The organism is Streptomyces ficellus, from assembly GCF_009739905.1.
Taxonomy (GTDB): domain Bacteria; phylum Actinomycetota; class Actinomycetes; order Streptomycetales; family Streptomycetaceae; genus Streptomyces; species Streptomyces ficellus_A.
The window spans coordinates 316,592-335,013 of the sequence record NZ_CP034279.1 but is presented as its reverse complement, the minus strand read 5'-3'; the positions used below and the strand labels follow the sequence as shown (position 1 = coordinate 335,013).

Annotated in this window: 19 protein-coding genes and 1 pseudogene; 7 read left to right on the top strand and 13 right to left on the bottom strand. The window is 73.5% G+C overall.

Features of this window, described 5'->3' with window-relative positions; all coding sequences use genetic code 11:
* The first annotated feature begins 57 nt into the window (after window positions 1-57).
* From EIZ62_RS01540 to EIZ62_RS01510, 7 genes and pseudogenes are all read left to right on the top strand, one after another.
* The gene (locus tag EIZ62_RS01540) at window positions 58-1,230 is read left to right on the top strand and encodes an acyl-CoA dehydrogenase family protein (protein ID WP_156690907.1); all 1,173 of its coding nucleotides are present in this window, start codon (window positions 58-60) and stop codon (window positions 1,228-1,230) included.
* Between the two features lie 71 nt (window positions 1,231-1,301).
* Complete coding sequence (locus EIZ62_RS01535; RefSeq protein ID WP_156690906.1) at window positions 1,302-2,474, top strand: acyl-CoA dehydrogenase family protein; 1,173 nt, start codon at window positions 1,302-1,304, stop codon at window positions 2,472-2,474.
* 65 nt (window positions 2,475-2,539) lie between these two features.
* Window positions 2,540-3,407, top strand: a pseudogene (locus EIZ62_RS01530) (3-hydroxybutyryl-CoA dehydrogenase).
* 79 nt (window positions 3,408-3,486) lie between these two features.
* Window positions 3,487-4,098, top strand: a complete 612-nt coding sequence (locus tag EIZ62_RS01525) for a TetR/AcrR family transcriptional regulator (RefSeq protein WP_156690905.1) — start codon at window positions 3,487-3,489, stop codon at window positions 4,096-4,098.
* A 151-nt stretch (window positions 4,099-4,249) separates the two neighbouring features.
* Entirely contained in the window at window positions 4,250-5,689 is a 1,440-nt protein-coding gene (locus tag EIZ62_RS01520) for a hypothetical protein (protein WP_156690904.1), read from the top strand.
* Between the two features lie 82 nt (window positions 5,690-5,771).
* Window positions 5,772-6,023: a DUF6400 family protein gene (locus EIZ62_RS01515; protein WP_156690903.1), complete on the top strand. Its 252-nt coding sequence runs from the start codon at window positions 5,772-5,774 to the stop codon at window positions 6,021-6,023.
* Complete coding sequence (locus EIZ62_RS01510; RefSeq protein ID WP_156690902.1) at window positions 6,007-6,237, top strand: hypothetical protein; 231 nt, start codon at window positions 6,007-6,009, stop codon at window positions 6,235-6,237. Before EIZ62_RS01515 ends, EIZ62_RS01510 begins: the two co-directional genes overlap by 17 nt.
* Window positions 6,238-6,264: 27 nt before the next feature.
* On the opposite strand, the gene hypE is transcribed toward EIZ62_RS01510, so the two are convergent.
* From hypE to EIZ62_RS01450, 13 genes are all read right to left on the bottom strand, one after another.
* Window positions 6,265-7,332, bottom strand: coding sequence for a hydrogenase expression/formation protein HypE (hypE, locus tag EIZ62_RS01505; protein WP_156690901.1), 1,068 nt, complete (start codon window positions 7,330-7,332; stop codon window positions 6,265-6,267).
* Window positions 7,325-8,467 carry a hydrogenase formation protein HypD gene (hypD, locus tag EIZ62_RS01500; RefSeq protein ID WP_156690900.1) on the bottom strand — a complete coding sequence of 381 codons (1,143 nt, stop codon included), beginning with the start codon at window positions 8,465-8,467 and terminating at the stop codon, window positions 7,325-7,327. Before hypD ends, hypE begins: the two co-directional genes overlap by 8 nt.
* A complete protein-coding gene (locus EIZ62_RS01495) occupies window positions 8,464-8,829 on the bottom strand; it encodes a HypC/HybG/HupF family hydrogenase formation chaperone (protein WP_156690899.1) in 366 nt (121 codons plus the stop codon). Before EIZ62_RS01495 ends, hypD begins: the two co-directional genes overlap by 4 nt.
* 10 nt (window positions 8,830-8,839) lie before the next feature.
* A complete protein-coding gene (gene hypF / locus EIZ62_RS01490; RefSeq protein ID WP_425281789.1) occupies window positions 8,840-11,260 on the bottom strand; it encodes a carbamoyltransferase HypF in 2,421 nt (806 codons plus the stop codon).
* A 35-nt stretch (window positions 11,261-11,295) separates the two neighbouring features.
* Complete coding sequence (gene hypB, locus EIZ62_RS01485; protein WP_156690898.1) at window positions 11,296-11,991, bottom strand: hydrogenase nickel incorporation protein HypB; 696 nt, start codon at window positions 11,989-11,991, stop codon at window positions 11,296-11,298.
* A 2-nt stretch (window positions 11,992-11,993) separates the two neighbouring features.
* Window positions 11,994-12,389 carry a hydrogenase maturation nickel metallochaperone HypA/HybF gene (locus EIZ62_RS01480; protein ID WP_156690897.1) on the bottom strand — a complete coding sequence of 132 codons (396 nt, stop codon included), beginning with the start codon at window positions 12,387-12,389 and terminating at the stop codon, window positions 11,994-11,996.
* 130 nt (window positions 12,390-12,519) lie between these two features.
* Complete coding sequence (locus tag EIZ62_RS32895; RefSeq protein ID WP_425281788.1) at window positions 12,520-12,633, bottom strand: DUF6893 family small protein; 114 nt, start codon at window positions 12,631-12,633, stop codon at window positions 12,520-12,522.
* 26 nt (window positions 12,634-12,659) lie between these two features.
* Window positions 12,660-13,169 carry a hydrogenase maturation protease gene (locus tag EIZ62_RS01475; RefSeq protein ID WP_156690896.1) on the bottom strand — a complete coding sequence of 170 codons (510 nt, stop codon included), beginning with the start codon at window positions 13,167-13,169 and terminating at the stop codon, window positions 12,660-12,662.
* On the bottom strand, window positions 13,169-14,692 hold the full coding sequence (locus EIZ62_RS01470; protein WP_156690895.1) for a hypothetical protein: 1,524 nt from the start codon (window positions 14,690-14,692) through the stop codon (window positions 13,169-13,171). The genes EIZ62_RS01475 and EIZ62_RS01470 overlap by 1 nt, the downstream gene beginning before the upstream one ends.
* Window positions 14,689-15,327, bottom strand: coding sequence for a DUF6084 family protein (locus EIZ62_RS01465; RefSeq protein WP_156690894.1), 639 nt, complete (start codon window positions 15,325-15,327; stop codon window positions 14,689-14,691). Before EIZ62_RS01465 ends, EIZ62_RS01470 begins: the two co-directional genes overlap by 4 nt.
* Window positions 15,324-15,998: a DUF5947 family protein gene (locus EIZ62_RS01460; protein ID WP_244375351.1), complete on the bottom strand. Its 675-nt coding sequence runs from the start codon at window positions 15,996-15,998 to the stop codon at window positions 15,324-15,326. The genes EIZ62_RS01465 and EIZ62_RS01460 overlap by 4 nt, the downstream gene beginning before the upstream one ends.
* Window positions 15,995-16,606 (bottom strand): hypothetical protein, encoded by a 612-nt coding sequence (locus EIZ62_RS01455; RefSeq protein ID WP_156690893.1) that lies wholly within the window; start codon window positions 16,604-16,606, stop codon window positions 15,995-15,997. The genes EIZ62_RS01460 and EIZ62_RS01455 overlap by 4 nt, the downstream gene beginning before the upstream one ends.
* Window positions 16,603-18,384 (bottom strand): nickel-dependent hydrogenase large subunit, encoded by a 1,782-nt coding sequence (locus tag EIZ62_RS01450; RefSeq protein ID WP_156690892.1) that lies wholly within the window; start codon window positions 18,382-18,384, stop codon window positions 16,603-16,605. Before EIZ62_RS01450 ends, EIZ62_RS01455 begins: the two co-directional genes overlap by 4 nt.
* Window positions 18,385-18,422: the final 38 nt, after the last annotated feature.

Sequence of the window (18,422 nt, the reverse complement as noted above, 5' to 3'; positions counted from 1 at the left end):
CCACGGAACGGCCCCCCAACCCTCCACCTCCCGACCCGACTCGCAAGGACCCCGCCCATGGACTTCCGCTACACCACCGAGCAGGCCGCCCTCAAGGCACGGGCAGCCGCCTACGCCGAGCGCCTGATGCAGTTCGAGGACGCCTCCGAGGAGGCCGGCGGCCCGCTGCCCGCCGACACCGTCCGCACCCTGACCCGCGAAGCCATCGAAGCGGGCGTGTTCGCCATCAACATGCCCGCCGAGTGGGGCGGCGCGGGACTGAGCCTGGTCGACCAGGTCATCGTCGAGGAGGAGTTCGGCAAGGTCACCAACTGCCTGTGGGACATCCCGTGGCGGCCGGCGAACGTCCTGGCCCACGGCACCGAGGCCCAGCGCGAGAAGTACCTGCTGCCGGTCATCAGGGGCGAGCGGTTCGACGCGTTCGCCGTGACCGAGCCCGGCGCCGGATCGGACCCGGGATCCGGCACCAGCACCGCCGACCGCGTCGACGGCGGCTGGGTCCTCAACGGCGAGAAGTGGTTTGTCACCTGCGGCGACGTCGCCGACTTCCTCCTGGTCCAGGCCGACGCCGGACCCGAGCGCCTGCCGACGCTGTTCTTCGTCGACAAGCAGGCACCCGGGGTGACGATGTCGCGCGAGCCGCGCTTCATGCACACCGCCGTCAACGGGCACCCCGAGTTCCTCTTCAGGGACGTCTTCGTCGCCGACGAGGACGTCCTCGGCGGGCTCGGCAACGGCTACGAGCTGACGAAGGAGTGGTTCACCGACGAACGGCTCATGATCGCGGCCCGCACCACCGGCGCCGCCGAGCGCGCTCTCCAGCTCGCCCGCGACTGGGCGCTGGGACGGGAGCAGTTCGGCACCCGCATCGCCGACTTCCAGCTCATCCAGGGCATGCTCGCCGACTGCGCCGTGGACATCGCCGTCAACCGCGCCTACACCCACCAGGTCGCCTGGGAGGCGGACCAGCCCGGCACCGACCGCAAGACCCTGCACGCCAAGGCGTCGACCGCCAAGCTCGCCGCCAGCGAAGCCGCCGGCCGCGTCATCGACAGGTGCCTCCAGATCTTCGGCGGCCGTGGCTACGACCGCTCGTACCCGGTCGAGCGCCTCTACCGCGAGCTGCGGGTCGACCGCATCTGGGAGGGCACCTCGGAGATCCAGCGCCTGATCATCGCCAACGAACTGATCAAACGCGGCACCCGCGCCCTCGCCCTGCCCCGCCACTGACCCCTGCCCGACCACTGATCCCCATCCGGCTCCGCCGGGCCCCGCCCCGACCCACCTCCGCAGAGGACCCCATGGACTTCCGTCTCACCGCCCGCCAGCAGGAACTCAAGAGCGCGGCGCGCCGCCTCACCGACGTCATCACGGCCTATGAGAACGAGTGCGAGGAGAACAACGGCCTGCCGCCCCAGGCCCACGCCGACATCCGCGACGCGGTCCTCGCCTCCGGTCTCCAGGCGGTCAACATGCCGGCCGAATGGGGCGGCGCGGGCCTCACCATCTTCGAACAGGCCGTCGTCCAGGAGGAGCTGGGCCGGCTCACCGGCGCCCTGTGGGACATGGTGTGGCGACCGGCGAACGCGCTGCGGTTCTGCACCCCCGAACAGCGCGAGCGCTACCTCGAACCCGTGATCCGCGGCGAGCGCCGCGACTGCTACGCCGTCACGGAACCCCACGCGGGCTCCGACCCGCGGAACCTCGCCACCACCGCCACGCCCACCGCCGACGGCGACTGGATCCTGAACGGCGAGAAGTGGTTCGTCACCGTCGGCGACCACGCCGACTTCATGATCGTGCTGGCGGCGGCCGGGGAGGACCGCGCACCGACGCTGTTCCTCGTCGACAAGGACACGCCCGGCATCGAGATGACCCGCGTGCCGCGCTTCATGCACACCTTCGTGTACGAGCACCCCGAGTTCACCTTCACCGACGTGCGCGTCCCGGCCGGGGCCGTCCTCGGCGGGGTGGGCGAGGGCTACGACATCACCCGCTCCTGGTTCACCGAGGAACGCCTGATGATCGCCGCCCGCACCATCGGCGCCGCCGAGCGCGCCCTGGAACTCGCCCGCGACTGGGCCGTCGAACGGCGCCAGTTCGGCACCAGGATCGCCGACTTCCAGCTGATCCAGGGCATGCTGGCGGACTCGGCCGTGGACATCGCCGTCAACCGCGCCTACACCCACCAGGTCGCCTGGGAGGTCACCGAGGGCGCCGGCGACCGCAAGACCCTGCACGCCAAGGCCGCCATCGCCAAGCTCGCGGCCAGCGAGGCGTCCGGCCGCGTCATCGACCGCTGCGTGCAGATCTTCGGCGGCCGTGGTTACGACCGCTCGTACCCGGTCGAGCGCCTCTACCGCGAGCTGCGCGTCGACCGCATCTGGGAGGGCACCTCGGAGATCCAGCGCCTGATCGTCGCCGGTGAACTGATCAAGCGGGGCACCGGGGTACTGCAACTCCCCGTCGCCTGAACCCTCCCGCCCCCGTACGACCGCAGGCCCCAGCCCACCCACGCACCCCACCCGCAGGAGCAGACATGGCCGACCCGTCCCTCACCCGTGTAGGAGTGGTCGGTTGCGGCCTGATGGGCTCCGGCATCGCCCAGGTGTGCGCCCGCGCCGGACTCGACGTCGTCGTCGCCGAGTCCGGCGCGGCGGCCGCCGACGCCGGCCGGGCGCGCGTCACCGCCTCCCTCGACCGCGCCGCCGCCACGGGCAGGCTCACCCCAGCGGACCGCGACGCGGCCCTGGCCCGCATCACCGTCGTCACCGGCCTGGAAGCGCTCGCCGACCGGGACCTCGTCGTCGAGGCGGTGGCCGAGGACGAGGACACCAAGGTGGGCGTGTTCACCCGGCTCGACGCCATCGTCCGCGGCCCCGCCGCGATCCTCGCGACGAACACCTCCTCCATCCCGGTGATCCGCCTCGCCGCCGCCACCTCCCGGCCCGCGCAGGTCATCGGCCTGCACTTCTTCAACCCCCGTGCCCGTACTGCCCCTGGTGGAGCTGGTGCCGTCCCTGCTCACCGGCGAGACGACCGTCCGGCGCACCGAGACCTTCGCCACCGAGACCCTCGGCAAGCAGGTCGTACGCGCCCGGGACCGGTCCGGCTTCATCGTCAACGCCCTCCTCGTGCCCTACCTCCTGGCCGCCGTCCGCATGGTCGAGTCCGGGACCGCGTCCGCCGACGACATCGACCGCGCGATGACCCTGGGCTGCGCCCACCCCCTCGGGCCGCTCGCCCTGATCGACCTCATCGGTCTCGACACCGTCCAGGCCATCGCCGAGTCGATGTACGACGAGTTCCGCGAGCCGCTCCACGCCCCGCCGCCGCTGCTGGCCCGTATGGTCGACGCGGGCCTGCTGGGCCGCAAGTCCGGCCGGGGTTTCCACACCCACCGGTGATCGCTTCCCGCCGGCGTACGGGAAGATGGACAAGTGCCGTCGGCCCACCACCGGCCACCGACAGAACAGGGGAAACCAGTTGTCCAGCGCCGAACGGACGCGTGAGACCCGCGAGCGGATCCTGGTCGCCGCGTGCGAAGTGATCGCAGAGGTCGGCTTCGAGAAGATCCGCATGCGGATGGTCGCCGAACACGCCGGGGTGTCGACGGCCCTGCTCCACTACCACTTCGAGAACCGGGAGCGGCTCTTCGCGGAGGCGATGACGCACTCCTTCGCCCACACCGGCACCGAACTCGAACGCGACGCCGACTCCGTCCCCGCCGCCGTCATCCTCGCCCGCATCCTGCACAGCCTGCTCCCCACCGACCCCGAACTCCGTCAGGACTGGCGCCTGTGGCAGGAACTGTGGGTCCGCGCCCTGCGCGACGACGCCGCCCGCACGCTCGCCGTCGACCTCTACGACCAGCTCCACGCCTGGGTGAGCCAGGCCCTCACCCGGGGCATCGACGCCGGCGAGTTCGCCGACTGCGACGTCCACGCGACCAGCACGACCCTGCTGTCCCTCTGCGACGGCTTCGGCATCCGCCTGATGCTCGGCGACCCGCGCGTCACGGTCGACTCCGCGCTCGCGGTGATCTGGGGCACCGCGGCCCGAGCCCTCGGGATCCCCCCGGAGTTCCCCGCGCTCTGACCGCGTCCGCCCGGGGCCCACCGGTTCTGCGGTCGTCGCCGTAGCCGCCGCTGCGACGCATGCCGTAGACGAGGCGAGCACGGTCCCCAACCACCGTCCGGGCCGGGCACTCCGGGCCTACGATCCCAGGGACTCCCCTGGGGGACACACCATGACGCACACCGGCAGCACCGGCCCCGGCACCGCACCCGTCCCGGCCCAGAACCCCGCCCCCGCCCAGAGCCCGGCCCAGAACCCCGCACCCGATCCGGGTGCCGCACGGAGCCGGTGGCGCCGGCTGCGGGCGGCCGACGCCCGGCTGCGGCGGCTGTACCGCCGGACGGACCACCGCGGGCACATCGCCCTCCTGATCTACGGCCTCGCCCTCGGATGCGTGGGCGTCTTCGACGTGTACCGCGGGCTGAACCTCACCGTGCGGACGGACGGAGCGGTCCTCGTGGCAGCCGCGGCGGTGATCGTCGGCGGCTCCGGTGTCGCGCTGCGGCCCAAGGAGCCGCCGTCGCCCGCGCACCGGTGGGCGCCGCCCGCGGCGTACCTCGCCGTGCTGCTGGCCGCCGGCTGGATCATTTTCCACGTCCAGTCGAACTTCGTCCTCCAGCCGGCCCTGGTCGGCACCACCGCGGTCGTGGCCTGTGCGTCCGCCGTGGCCCTCCTGCTGCTCTACGGCCGCCTCAGGGAGGGCCCGCCCGCGCCCGCCGCGGCGCCGGAGCGGCGGGTGGAGGTGACGGCAGGCGCCACCCTGAGCGCCGGAAGGCTGACGGCCCTCGCGACGGTCCTGGGCGCGTCCCTCGCGCTCCCGCAGTTCTGGTACGCCTCCCACTACGAACCGGCGAACGCCCCGACCGTCGTCGCCGTGGAGAACAGCATCGAGGACGTCGAAGTCCGCGGCGCGCACGTGGAGTTCACCGTGAACATCACGCTGAAGAACACGGGCCGGACCCCCGTCAGGGTGCTCACGTCGCTGTACGAGATCACCGGCACCGACGTGACGGTCCGCCCCCGGCCGGTGCCGCCGGACCGGCTCCCCGTCGGCGACCTCATGGGCGGGAACTACGGTGCGGCCGCCCGGCTGAGCACCTACGCGACCTACGGCGAACCCCAGTTGATCCAGGTGGGCCCCATCGGCGAGGACCACGCCTGGATCGGTCCCGACGAGGAGTACGCGACGACGCTCCGGGGCCACGCCCCCGCCGGCCGGTTCGGCCTCCTGCGCGTCACGACGGACGTCGCCGTCGCCCGGGCCGACCGGGTCGAGGTGGCGGACGGCCCGCGGTCGACGCACCGTCGGGTCAAGGACTGCGGCGGCGTACGGATGGCCGAGATCCGCCGCCCCATCGCCCACCCCGGCACCTTCGACTGGCTGACGGAGAGCGACCGCGAGCTGGTGACCTACTGGGTCTTCTCCGGCGAGGGCCACTCCGACGCGTCACCGTGGTGGCCGCCGTTCCCGTGGACGTCGGTGTCCATCCAGCACACCGGGCACGGCTGCGGCCACGCCCTGCAGCCGGACCACGACGGACTGGAGGAACGGGCCATGGTCGGCTGGGCCGGCTCCGTCGCGGAGGCCCCGGTGCCCGCACCGCCCCGATGAGGTGCGTCACAATCCCTTCCGGCGCGGCCTCCCGCGCTGGTAGAGGTGGCTGGACCCGTACGTTTCCGGCGAAAGCGCACCCATGCACGACAGCCCCGGCCCCGGCCACGTGAACTTCACCCTCGACCTCACCCAGGAGGAGGCCCGGCGGCGGGCCGAGGTGGTGGCCGCGCTCGGCGACGCCTGGGACCCGGTGGCGGCGCTCCGCTCCGAGGAGGAGGCGCACCGCCTGCTGTACTCGGGACTGGACGCCGAGCAGCAGCGCACCTACGCGATGCTGGTCGCGGCGGGCGTGCTGCCCGGAGGGGACGCGGGCGATGCGGCTCCCCATTGATCCCCAGGCGGACCGGGCCCGCCGCGCGTGGGTGCCCTGCCCCGGGTGCGACGACTCCCGGGACTGCGTGACCTGCGCGGACCGGCGCAACTGCGGCGACCACTGGCGGTACCTGATAGCCAACGAGGGCGCCCGGGTGCACCTCCAGTGCCCGGGCTGCACCCACACCTGGACGCTCGACACCCGCCCGGGCAGGCGGGGCCCGTCCGGCTGACCCGGGCCCCGGCACCGCCCGCGCCGGTCAGCAGATCCGGGGGAGCTGTTCCCCGAGCGGCATGTCCACCACCCGTGTCCCGCCCAGCCCGGTGCGGGCCACCACCATGCCCGGGTGGTCCGCGACCGCCTCGCCGATGATCGCCGCGCCGGCCCCCAGCGGGTGCGCCCGCATCGCGGCCAGGACCGCGTCGGCCTGGTCGCGGGGCACGAACGCCACGAGCTTGCCCTCATTGGCCACGTACATCGGATCGAGACCCAGGACCGCGCAGGCGCTCGCCACCGGCGGCGGCACCGGGACGGCGCGCTCCTGGACGACCACCCCGGCGCCGGAGGCCGCCGCGATCTCGTTCAGCGAAGCGGCCAGGCCCCCTCGGGTGGGGTCGCGCAGCACGTGGAGGTCCGGGGTGACGGCGAGCATCGCCTCGACGAGGCCGCCGAGCGCGGCGCAGTCGCTCTCGATCGCGACCTCGAACCGCAGGTTCTCCCGCTCGCTGAGGATCGCCACACCGTGCAGGCCGATCGCCCCGCTCACGACGACCACGTCACCGGGCACGACCCGCTGCGGACGCAGGTCGACGCCCGGCGGGATCAGACCGATGCCCGAGGTGTTGATGTAGACCCCGTCGCCGTGGCCGGCCTCCACGACCTTGGTGTCACCCGTCACCACCCGCACACCGGCGGTGCGGGCGGCGGCGCCCAGGGCCTCCGCGACCCGTCCCACGGTCGCGAGCTCGACGCCCTCCTCCAGGATCATCCCGCAGGACAGGTACGCCGCCCGGGCACCGCTCATCGCGAGGTCGTTGACCGTGCCGTTGACGGCGAGGTCCCCGATGCTGCCGCCCGGGAAGAACAGCGGCCGCACCACGAACGAGTCGGTGGAGAACGCGAGCCGCGCCCCGCCGAGTTCGACGGCGGCCGAGTCGGTCAGCCCGCCCGGCGCCACCTGCCCGAAGGCGGGGAGGAAGACCTGCTCCACCAGCTCGGCCGACATCACACCGCCTCCGCCGTGACCCATCACGACCCGCGGCCGGTCGCGCAGCGGGGCCGGGCAGGTCCAGGAGAGCATGTCCGGCGCGGCGGTCGTGTCAGACAACGGAACTCTCCTTCAGGCTCGGGGCGGTCGTCTCCGCGCGGGCCGGCAGCTCCAGCCGCCGGTACAGGTAGTACGCGGCACAGGCGCCCTCGCTGGACACCATGGTCGCGCCGAGCGGGGTGCGCGGAGTGCACGTGGTGCCGAACGCCTCGCACTCGTGCGGCTTCAGCAGCCCCTGGAGCACCTCTCCGGCACGGCACTCGGCCGGTTCCAGGGTGGCGATGTCACCCACCTGGAACCGGTGCTCGGCGTCGTGGTCCCGGTACCGCTCGGACAGCCGCCACCCGCTGTCCAGGATCACCCCGATGCCGCGCCAGGCCCGGTCGGTCACCTCGAACACGTCGTCCAGCATCGCGCGCGCCGCCGGATTGCCCTCCGGCCGCACGGCACGCGGATAGGCGTTCCCCACCGTGTGCTCGCCCCGCTCCAGCTGCCGCACGGTGCGCCGTACGCCCTCGAGGATGTCCAGCGGCTCGAAGCCCGTGACCACGATGGGCACCTTGAACCGCTCGGCGAGCGCCGGGTACTCCTCCGTACCCATCACGCTGCACACGTGCCCCGCCGCGAGGAACCCCTGCACCCGGCACTGCGGCGACTGCATGATCGCCTCGATGGCGGGCGGGACCCGGACGTGCGACACCAGCAGGCTGAAGTTGCGGATCCCGCGCGCCCGGGCCTGGTGGACCGCCATCGCGTTGGGCGGCGCGGTCGTCTCGAACCCGATGCCGAAGAACACGACCTCCCGGCCGGGGTTCTCCTCCGCGATGCGCAGCGCGTCCAGCGGCGAGTACACCACCCGGACGTCACCGCCCTCACCACGCACCTGGAACAGGTCACGGCCGGTGCCGGGCACCCGCAGCATGTCACCGAAGGAGCAGAAGATCACATCGGGGCGCGAGGCGATCTCCAGCGCCTTGTCGATCACCTCCAGCGGGGTCACGCACACCGGACACCCGGGGCCGTGAATCAACTCGATCTCGTCGGGCAGGAGTTGGTCGAGACCGTGCCGGATGATGCTGTGCGTCTGGCCGCCGCACACCTCCATCAGCGCCCAGGGCCTGGTCACCGTGGCCCGGATCTCGTCGAGCAGCCGGGCCGCCAGCTCCGGGTCCTGGAACTCGTCGATGTACTTCACCGCAGCACCTCCCCGGCCGCGGCGGCGCCGTCCGGCCCCTGTCCGCGCACAGCGGCCGGTTCGCCGTCGGCGCCGGACCCTCCGTTCATTCCGGCCTCCGCGGCGGCCTGCTCCCACGGGTCGCCGAACTCCTCCTGGAGCATCCCGAGGTTCTCGAACAGCTCCAGCGTCCGCCTCGCCGACTCCTCGTCCAGCCGTTGCAGGGCGAAACCGACGTGGACGATCGCGTACTCACCGACCTGAAGGTCCGGCAGGTACTCCAGGCACACCTCCTTGACCACACCGCCGAAGTCGACGCTGGCCATGCGCGTGCCGTTCCGTTCCTCGACCCCCAGCACCTTGCCGGGTACCGCCAGGCACATATGTGTCTCCTTAGCTTCGCGCCGCCGCCGGGTCCGGGCCGGTCGTTCCGGCACGGGACGTGGCGCGGGCGGCCACGACGAGCTGCCCGAGGGCCAGCCCCCCGTCGTTCGGCGGGACTTCGTGGTGGCGCAGCACGGTGAACCCGTCCGCGCGCAGGCCGAGCGCGCACGCCGACGACAGCAGCGCGTTTGCGAACACCCCGCCCGACAGGGCGACGGTCTCCAGGCCGGTCGTCTCGCGGGCCAGCCCGCTCAGCGTGCGCACCAGCCGCGCCACGGCCGCGTGGAAACGCGCCGCGACGACCGGGGCGGGCACACCGAGCCGTACGTCCTCGACGACCGCGGCCAGCAGGGGCGCCGGGTCGGCGGTCACCGGCACGCCACCGGCCCGGTCCCGGCCGGCCAGCCGGAAGGCGTACCGCGGGTCCTCGTCCGTGGGCCCGGCGGCGACGGCGGCCGCCTCCAGCTCGATCGCCGCCCTCGCCTCGTACTCGGCGTGGTGGCAGACACCCGCCAAGGAGGAGACCGCGTCGAAGAGCCGGCCCATGCTGGAGGTGGGTACGCAGTTCAGCCCCCGCTCCAACTGCCGCCCCAGCACCGCCCGTTCCTCCGCGGGGCAGGCGGCGACGCACGGCAGGTCCGCGTCCGGCGCCACACCCGCCGCCCACAGGTGGGCCAGCGCCATGCGGTAGGGCCGGCGGACGGCCGCGTCGCCGCCGGGCAGCGGCACGTAGGCCAGGTGCGCGAACCGGTCGTGACCGTCGTACCCCGCGAGCAGGAACTCGCCGCCCCACACCGCGCCGTCGTCCCCGTGCCCCGTGCCGTCGAAGGCCACCCCGATCACCCGGCGGCCGTCGGGCACACCGTGCTCGGCCATGACCGCGGCGACATGGGCGTGGTGGTGCTGGACCCGCGCCACCGGCCGCCCCGCCGCGTGCCGCCGCGCCCAGGCGCCCGAGCGGTACGCCGGGTGGGCGTCGGTGACCAGCAGCCCGGCGCGCACACCTGTCACGGACCCCAGCTGCCGCACGGCCCGGTCGAAGGCCCGCTGGGTGGCGAGGTCGTCCATGTCGCCGACGTGCGCGGACAGCCACGCCCTGTCGCCCTCCGCCAGACAGAACACGTTCTTCAGGTCGCCGCCCACCGCGAGGGCCGGCACGACCGGCACGGGCAGCGTCAGCGGCAGCGGGGCGTAACCGCGGGAGCGGCGCAGCACCACCGGCTCGCCGTCGCAGACCCGCACCACCGAGTCGTCGCACGGCACATGAATGGGCCGGTCGTGGGCGAGCCACGCGTCGGCCAGACCCGCCAGTCGCTCCCGGGCCTCGTCGTCGTCGGTGACGATGGGCTCACCGGACACGTTGCCGCTCGTCATCACCAGCAGCCCGGGCCCGCCCGAGCCCAGCAGCAGGTGGTGCAGCGGCGTGTACGGCAGCATCACACCCAGGTCGGCACTGCCGGGCGCGACCGCCTCCGCCGGCACCGGCAGCCCCGCCGCGCCCGCGCCGGTGCGCCGCCGCAGCAGCACGATCGGGCGCACCCGGCCGGTGAGCAACTCCCGTTCGGCGGCGTCCAGGTGCACGAGGTGCGCCACGTCCGCCGGGTCCCCGGCCATCAGCGCGAAAGGCTTGTTCCCCCGCGCCTTGCGCCGGCGCAGCTCGCCCACCGCCCGGGCGTCGGTGGCGTCGCACGCCAGGTGGTACCCGCCGATGCCCTTCACCGCGACGATCGCACCGGCCGCGAGCAGCTCGCGCGCCCGGTCCACGGGGTCCCCGGCGACGGGCCGGTCCTGCGAGCCGGCCACCACGAGCGTCAGCCGCGGTCCGCAGGCCGGGCAGGCGACGGGCTGCGCGTGGAAACGGCGGTCGGCCGGGTCACGGTACTCGCGGTCGCACGCCAGGCACAGCGGGAAGCCCGCCATGGTGGTGTGCTCACGGTCGTACGGCAGCCCGGTCACGATGGTGAACCGGGGCCCGCAGTGCGTGCAGGCGATGAAGGGGTGACGGTGCCGCCGGTCCGCCGGGTCGGCCAGCTCGGCCAGACAGTCGCCGCAGGTCGCGGTGTCGGGCGCGACCAGCGTCCGCACCGGCCCGGCGGAACGGGAGGCCACGATGTGGAAGCCGCTGCCGCCGGTGGCGGGCAGGTCGGTGACGTCCACCGACTCCACGACCGCCAGCGGCGGCGCGTCGGAGGCCACGCGCGCGCAGAACCGGTCGACGGCCGCCGCCGCGCCCTCGGCCTCGACGACCACGCCCTCACCGGTGTTGGTCACCTGCCCCGCGATCCCCAGCTCCGAGGCCAGGCCGTACACATGGGGCCGGAAACCCACGCCCTGCACCACACCGCGCACCACGACACGGACGCGCCGCACCGGTGGCGCGGCCGGTACGACCCGTGGCGCCACGGCCCGCCCGCCGTCCGTAGCGCCCACGCCCGGACCGGTGGCCGGCGCGCCGGGCGTGCCGCTCACGCCCGGGCCCGGGCCATCACCGGGGCGTGCACCTCGGCCCCCTCGGCCGCAGCCAGCGCCCGCTCCACCAGCAGACCGGCGCCCTCCCCGGTCCGTACGGAGCTGAGGACGACCTCCACACCGGGGTTGACCTGCTGCACATGCGCCCGGAACGCGGCCTCGTCGAACTCGGCGGGCACCGCCAGGTCGGACTTGGTGACGACCACCAGGTGCGCCAGCCCGAACGCGGTCGGGTACTTGAGCGGCTTGTCCTCGCCCTCCGTCACCGAGGCCAGGACGACCCGCAGCGACTCGCCCAGGTCGTACGACGCCGGGCACACGAGGTTGCCCACGTTCTCCACGAACAGCAGGCGGGTGTCCTCCGGGAGCCACTGGTGCAGGTGCCCCGCGAGCATGTCCGCCTCCAGGTGGCACAGCCCGTCCGTGAGGACCTGCTTGACCGGCACACCGGAACGGGACAGCCGTACGGCGTCGTTCTCCGTCGCGAGGTCCGCGGTCAGCGCCGCGGTCGTGACGCCCCGCTCCCGGGCGATCGACAGCTCACGCTCCAGCAGGGCCGTCTTGCCGCTGCCGGGACTCGACAGCAGGTTGACCACCGTCGTGCCCCTGGCTGTCAGTTCGCTGCGCAGGACTCCGGCCGCCATCGCGTTCTTGGCGAGCACCGCCTGCTGGAGGTCGACCACACGGCACATCGTCAGCTCTCCTCGAGGATGGTTGCACGGGGGGAATCGGAATCGGCGGCGCCGGGGGCCCAGCGCACCTCGGTGATGCGCAGCTCACGGCCCGCCACCAGCTCGGTGGCGGCCGCGCCGCAGACCGGGCACACCATGTCCGGGGGCATCCCGGTGTCCCAGGTGCGGCCGCACGGCGCGCACCGCGCACTGCCGGGCACGGTCCGGGTGACGAGCGCCGCGCCCTCCAGGACGGTGCCTTCACAGGCGAGTGCGAAGCAGAAGCCCAGCGAGTCGGACACCACCCCGGCCAGCTCGCCGATGTCGAGGTGGACGTGCTCCACGCCCCGCGCCCCGCGCGAGCGGGCCGCCTGCTCGACCTGGTCGACCACGGACAGGGCGACGGACATCTCGTGCATCGGTCTCCGTCCCGGCCCGGGGGTGTGCTCTCCGGCGCCCATTACACGGTCGGGACGAGGGCGGGCGGCGACCGGCGCGCCGGGGTCACACGGCTGCGTAGGCCGTTCGGCCCACGCGGCCGCCCCCGGGTCACATCCGGCGGATGCGCAGGTAGCGCCGGACGTCCGGCAGGACGCCCGCGACCAGTGCGGCGAGCGCGGCGGCGGTGGCGGCGGCCGCGCCGCCGATGAGGACCTTGTTCATGGAGCTCTCCGTGTGGTGGGGGCGTTTCAGACGACGGCTTCGGCGTGGACCAGCTCGGTCACCATCCGCACCGCCTCCGGTACGGCGGCGGTCACGGGCGGGCTGAGCCCGATGCCCTCCTCGACGGTGGCCGGCTCGCAGCCCACCACCAGCGTGCGTTCCGGGGCCTTCGCGCCCGTGCCCGCGCACAGGGTGTCCAGCAGGGCCAGCACCGCGTCGGGGGACATCCGGTGGCCGTCGAGGGGGACGGCCCCGGCAGGCATGCGGCTGCCGGGAGCGGCGGCGTCGATCACGTACAACGTGCCCGGCTCGCCGCCCCGCTCCACCGCGTCCACCAGCACCAGCGTGTCGTACCCGTCGAGGAGCTGGTACGCCAGGTGGACACCGCGGACGCCGACGTCGGCGACCTCGACACCGCCGGGCAGGGCCTCACGCGCCAGCAGGCGCGCCACCTCGACACCGAAGCCGTCGTCGCCGAGGAAGATGTTGCCCACCCCGGCGACCAGGGTGCGCGGGCCGGTCGGTGGAAGGGCCATCACGCGTCCTCCGGTACGTCGACCTCGTCGGGCTGGAAGTAGAGGAAACGGCCCTGCTCGCGGCGGATGTCCGCACCGGGGTCGTCCTCGACGGTCACCGCGATGTGCACACCGCCGTCCACATCGTGCAGGACCGCCTCCACGCGGGCGAACCGGCCGGTGAGGAACAGGTCCTGGGCGTCGGTGTGGCGCAGCCCGGGCCGCAGCACGACCCGGCTGCCCGCCCGCACCGGCCGCCCCGCGACGAGGACGTGGTCCCGGGCCGGGTCCACGGCCGCGTCCGCGCCCGGATCCCACCAGGGGGTGTCCGGCCGGGTGACCCCGCCGGGCGCGACATGCCCGGACGGCGTGCCGGCGTCTGCGGTTGCCGGGGCGGCCGGGGTGGTGAACACCGGCACCTCCGCCGAGGCTCCCGCCGGCAACGCCGCCGGGGTGGTCACCTCCCGCAGGCTGCGCACCGCGCCGTGCAGCCGCTCCAGGACCTCCGGGGGCAAGGAGTCGGCCAGATCCACCACGGCCGCCGCCCGTGCGTCCGTGCCACGCGCCTCGCGCTTCTCCTCGTCCGTGAGGGCGGCGGTGCGCAGGGCCAGGATCTCGTCGATCTCCGTCGCGTCGTACAGCGCGCCGGGGCTCTCGGGCGCGATCGCCGGATGGTCCTCCAGGATGATGGGGGAGGAGAGCACCAGGTCGGCGCCGCCCGGCTCACCGGCCAGCACGGGCCAGGTGTGCAGGTTGCGGCACGCGGCGGTCGCCGTCCGCGCCCACTCGGGCGGGTCCGTCATCGACAGGAACCGCCCGGAGTCCAGGCACAGCAGCGCGTGGCTGGCGACCAGGGACCGGGACAGCGCCGCGTCACGGTCGGCCGCGCCGTCCGGCGTCCAGCCGCTGGTGTTCTCCACGACCAGGCTCAGCCGCCGGGTGCGGTACGGGCCGTCCAGCTCGGCCGCCGACAGCCGCAGCGCGCCCGCGACCTCCTCGCTGCGGCGCACCAGCCTGCCCACCACCTGCCCCGCGGCGTCGGTCACCGGCTCGGTCTCCTCCGCCGCCGGGCGGGTGAACGGTACGACGACGCCCTCGCCCGACAGCGCGTCCACGGGCACCGCGACCCGGACGGTCTGCTCGTCGCCCTCGTCCCACGGCACGATCACCCGGTCGTCCAGGCGCAGTTCGTCCACCGTCTCGAAGCCGCCGCCCGGGCACACCCGCTGCACGGCCCGCCGCCGGGTGTGCAGGAAGCGGACCTCCACGGCCAGCGTGGCACCGCGCTTCGGTTCCATCAGCAGCTCGGTGTGCTGGAAGTCGTGCTCCTCCGCCTCGCCCGTCCAGGCGGGTGGCACGAGGACCCCGAACTGCCAGCGCAGCCGGTTCTTGGCGGCGGAGGCCCGGTACGGGTAGAGCACGTACCCCTCGAAGAGGACCGCGTCGGCGACCTGGCGGGCGACGGCCAGCCGGGCCTCGGTCCCGGGAGCGAACGTCGCCGTCGTGGGCGTGGGCGTGGGCGTGGGCGTGGGCGTGGTCGTCACGGTGTTCTCTCCCCGGCCGTCTCCAACAGCTCCTCCACGGTCGCCTGCCAGGACGGCAGCGCCCGCCGCGACCGGTGCGCGAGCAGCGCGTCCATGGTGTCCCGGGGCAGCCGGATCCAGCCGGAGCCCGGGAAGTGCTGGTCGACCATCTCCCGCCACGTCTTCACCGGCATACGGAAGGCCGCCTCCCTGTCCCAGGGGACCGGCTCGACACGGAAGCCCGCGGCCCCGGTGAAGGCGGTGCCGGAGAACAGCATCAGCAGCGGCACCTCACCCTCCTCCAGGGCGTGGAAGTAGCGGGTGGACGCGATGTCCATGTCGTACGTGCAGGGCACCACCAGGTCGGTCTCGACCTCTCCGGTGAAGCCGGGGACCATCACCGAGACCTGGGCGAACTGCACCGGGTTCAGGCTCTGGCCCCAGCGGGACCGCTCGCCGAACAGGTCCGTCAGCCGCCCGGCCTCGGCGTCGCCGTACCCGCGCCGGGCCGGCTCGATCCGCAGCTGGCAGCGCAGGGCCAGCGCGTGGACGCGGGCCCGGTCCGAGGCGGTGACGCGCAGCCGGAACACCAGCGTGGGGCCCGCCGCGTACGGGTCGGCCCGCACCCCCGTGCAGGCGAAGGAGAAGTCGGTCACGATCGCCCCTCCCGCACCTCACGCGCACGGTCCTGTACGTGGGCGAAGAAGGCGTCCAGGTCGGCGCGGGCCTCCGCGCCACCGTCGAAGCCCTGCCACCGCAGACGCATCCGGCCCACCAGTTCGTAGCAGATGTCGACCGGCACCAGGAAGCACTCGACCTCGCCGTCCTCGTGGCGGCGCAGCAGCAGCGCCTCCACGTCGGGTTCGAGGAGCCCGGCCAGGGCGGAACCGGACAGGGCGGCCTGCCACGACTCCGCGTCCAGCTCGCTCTCGGTCGCCCCCGCCGGGCTCGGGTACAGCGCGACCAGCCGGTCCAGCGCCGAGTTGCGGAAGAAGAACGCGACCCCGACCGGGATGCGCAACTGCTCCCAGGCCCGGTCGTCGACGCCGTGCCCGGAGTCCTTCAGGTACCGGCCGGGCACCGCGCGGAATCGCCCCCGCGCCCCGCCGGACCCGTCGAGCAACTGGGCGCAGGGGCCACAGGCGCAGGCCAGCGCCCGCTTCTCGGTGTCGACGAGATGCGGGTGACGCTCGCCGGCCAGGGGAACCGCGCACAGTTCGCACCGTTCGGTGCGGGGCGGACGCGGTGCCGTGAAGCGGCGCAGTCCCCGCGCCGTGGCGCCGTCCCGCCCCAGGGGGCCGGTCGTCCCGGCCACGGGCGCGCTCACGGCGCCGTGGCCGGCGAACGGGCGCCACCGGTCGCGGCACGCGGCGGGCCGGAGCCGATCTGGAGCAGGGCCGGCTCACGGGCGGCGGCCCCCGGGCCCTCCTGGAGCTCGACCGCCGTCACCTCCGGCGCGAAACAGGCGAGGGCGTCCAGCGCCGCCTGCTCGACGCCCCGCAGGGTGCCGGAGCAGCCGCAGCCCGCCGAACCGGTGAGCCGCAGGCGCAGCACGCCGGTCGCGGCGTCGAAGCCCGCGCTCTCCACCGGGTGCGGAACGCGGTCCAGGGCCCGTTCGATGCGACGGGGCGCGTCGTCGGGGTGCAGCCCGTGCAGGACCAGCAGACCCGCGACGAGCTCGTCGCCGAGCAGCGCCGCGCGGACGTCCTGCCCGGAGGCGCCGGGGGTGCGCCCGGTCAGCTCGACGACGCGGGCGAGCCCGGCGCCGTAGAACTCCATGAGGACGCGCACGAGTTCCTCCGCGGCCTCGCACGCCGCGCGGTCCCCGGATTCGGTCAGCCGGTCCAGGATCTCCTCGACCAGCCGGCCGGCCGTCTCCGCGTTCACCGCGCCGGCCGCGCCGGTCGCGACGCCGGTGCCGCTTCCGCCGCTCATCCGGACAGACCGCTCAGGCCGGTGGGGACGTGCAGGGACTTCACGGTCCTGCCGTCACCGACGTACATGTGCACACCGCAGGGCAGGCACGGGTCGAAGCTGCGGACGGCCCGCATGATGTCGATGCCCTTGAAGTTCTCCGGCGGGTTCTCCTCGAAGATCGGCGTGTTCTGCACCGCGTCCTCGTAGGGCCCGGGCGTCCCGTAGGTGTCGCGCGTGGAGGCGTTCCACGGCGTCGGCGGGTACGGATGGTAGTTGGCGATCTTGCCGTCGCGGATCACCATGTGGTGCGACAACACACCGCGTACGGCCTCGGTGAAACCGACACCGATGGACTCGTCCGGCACCTCGAACTTCTCCCAGGTCTGGGTGCGTCCGGCGCGCACCTCCGCCAGGCCCATCTCCGCCGAGTGCAGCGCCACGGCCGCGGCGTACGCCTGGAAGTAGGTCCGGGCGCGGTTGCGCTCCAGGGCGTTGCTCCACCGGGGGATCTTCCACTCGAAGGTGGTCTCCGGCTTGGTGAGCGTCCGCGGCAGGTTGATGACGACGCTGTGCCCGGTGGCCTTCACGTACCCGATGTCGACGAGCCCGGACAGGGCGGTGGACCACAGGCGGGCGATGGGGCCGCCGCCGGTGTCCAGCGGCAGGTAGTCCTTGCCGTCGTACCAGCGCGGGGACATCACCCAGCTGTACTTGTCGTTGAAGTCCCGCTTCTGCGGCGCCGGGATGGTGTGCTGGTTCCACGGGTGCCGCGGGTCGACCGGGTTGCCCAGCGGGTCGTGGGTGACGAACTGCTCCTGGCCCGCCCAGTCCTCGTAGTAGGAGCTGCCCAGCAGGATCCGGATGCCGAGGTTGATCTCGGTGAGGTCGTTGGTGACCAGCTTGCCGTCCACCACCACACCGGGCGTGACCAGCATCCGCCGGCCCCAGTCGGTCATGTTGGCGTAACTGAAGTCGCAGTACTCGGGGTCGTTGAACGCGCCCCAGCAGCCGAGCAGCACGCGCCGGCGCCCGACCTCCTCGTAACCGGGCAGCGCCTCGTAGAAGAAGTCGAACAGGTCGTCGTGCAGCGGCACGACCCGCTTCATGAACTCCACGTACCGCATCAGCCGGGACATGTAATCGGTGAACAGCTGCACCGATCCGATCGTGCCGACACCGCCCGGGTACAGGGTGGAGGGGTGCACATGGCGCCCCTCCATCAGGCAGAACATCTCCCGCGTGTACCGGCTCACTTGCAGCGCCTCGCGGTAGAACTCGCCCTCCAGCGGGTTCAGCGAGCGCATGATGTCGGCGATGGTGCGGTAGCCGTGGTCCGCGGCGTGCGGCGCCTCGGTGCGCTCGGCGAGTTCGAGGACTCCCGGGTTGGTCTCGCGGACCATCTTCTCGCAGTAGTCGACCCCCACCAGGTTCTCCTGGAAGATGTTGTGGTCGAACATGAACTCCGCGGACTCGCCGCAGTTGATGATCCACTCACCGAGGTGCGGCGGCTTCACCCCGTACGCCATGTTCTGCGCGTACACCGAGCAGGTGGCGTGGTTGTCGCCACAGATCCCGCAGATGCGGCTGGTGATGAAGTGCGCGTCGCGCGGGTCCTTGCCCCGCATGAAGACGCTGTAGCCGCGGAAGACCGACGAGGTGCTGTAGCACTCGGCGACCCGCTTCTGCTTGAAGTCGATCTTCGTGTGGATGCCGAGGCTGCCCACGATCCGTGTGATCGGGTCCCACGCCATCTCCACCAGGCCGGTGCCGTCACCGGTCGTCGTCGAGGTCGCCATGGTGTCTGTGATGCCCTTCGGTCAGTGCTGCGAGCGGG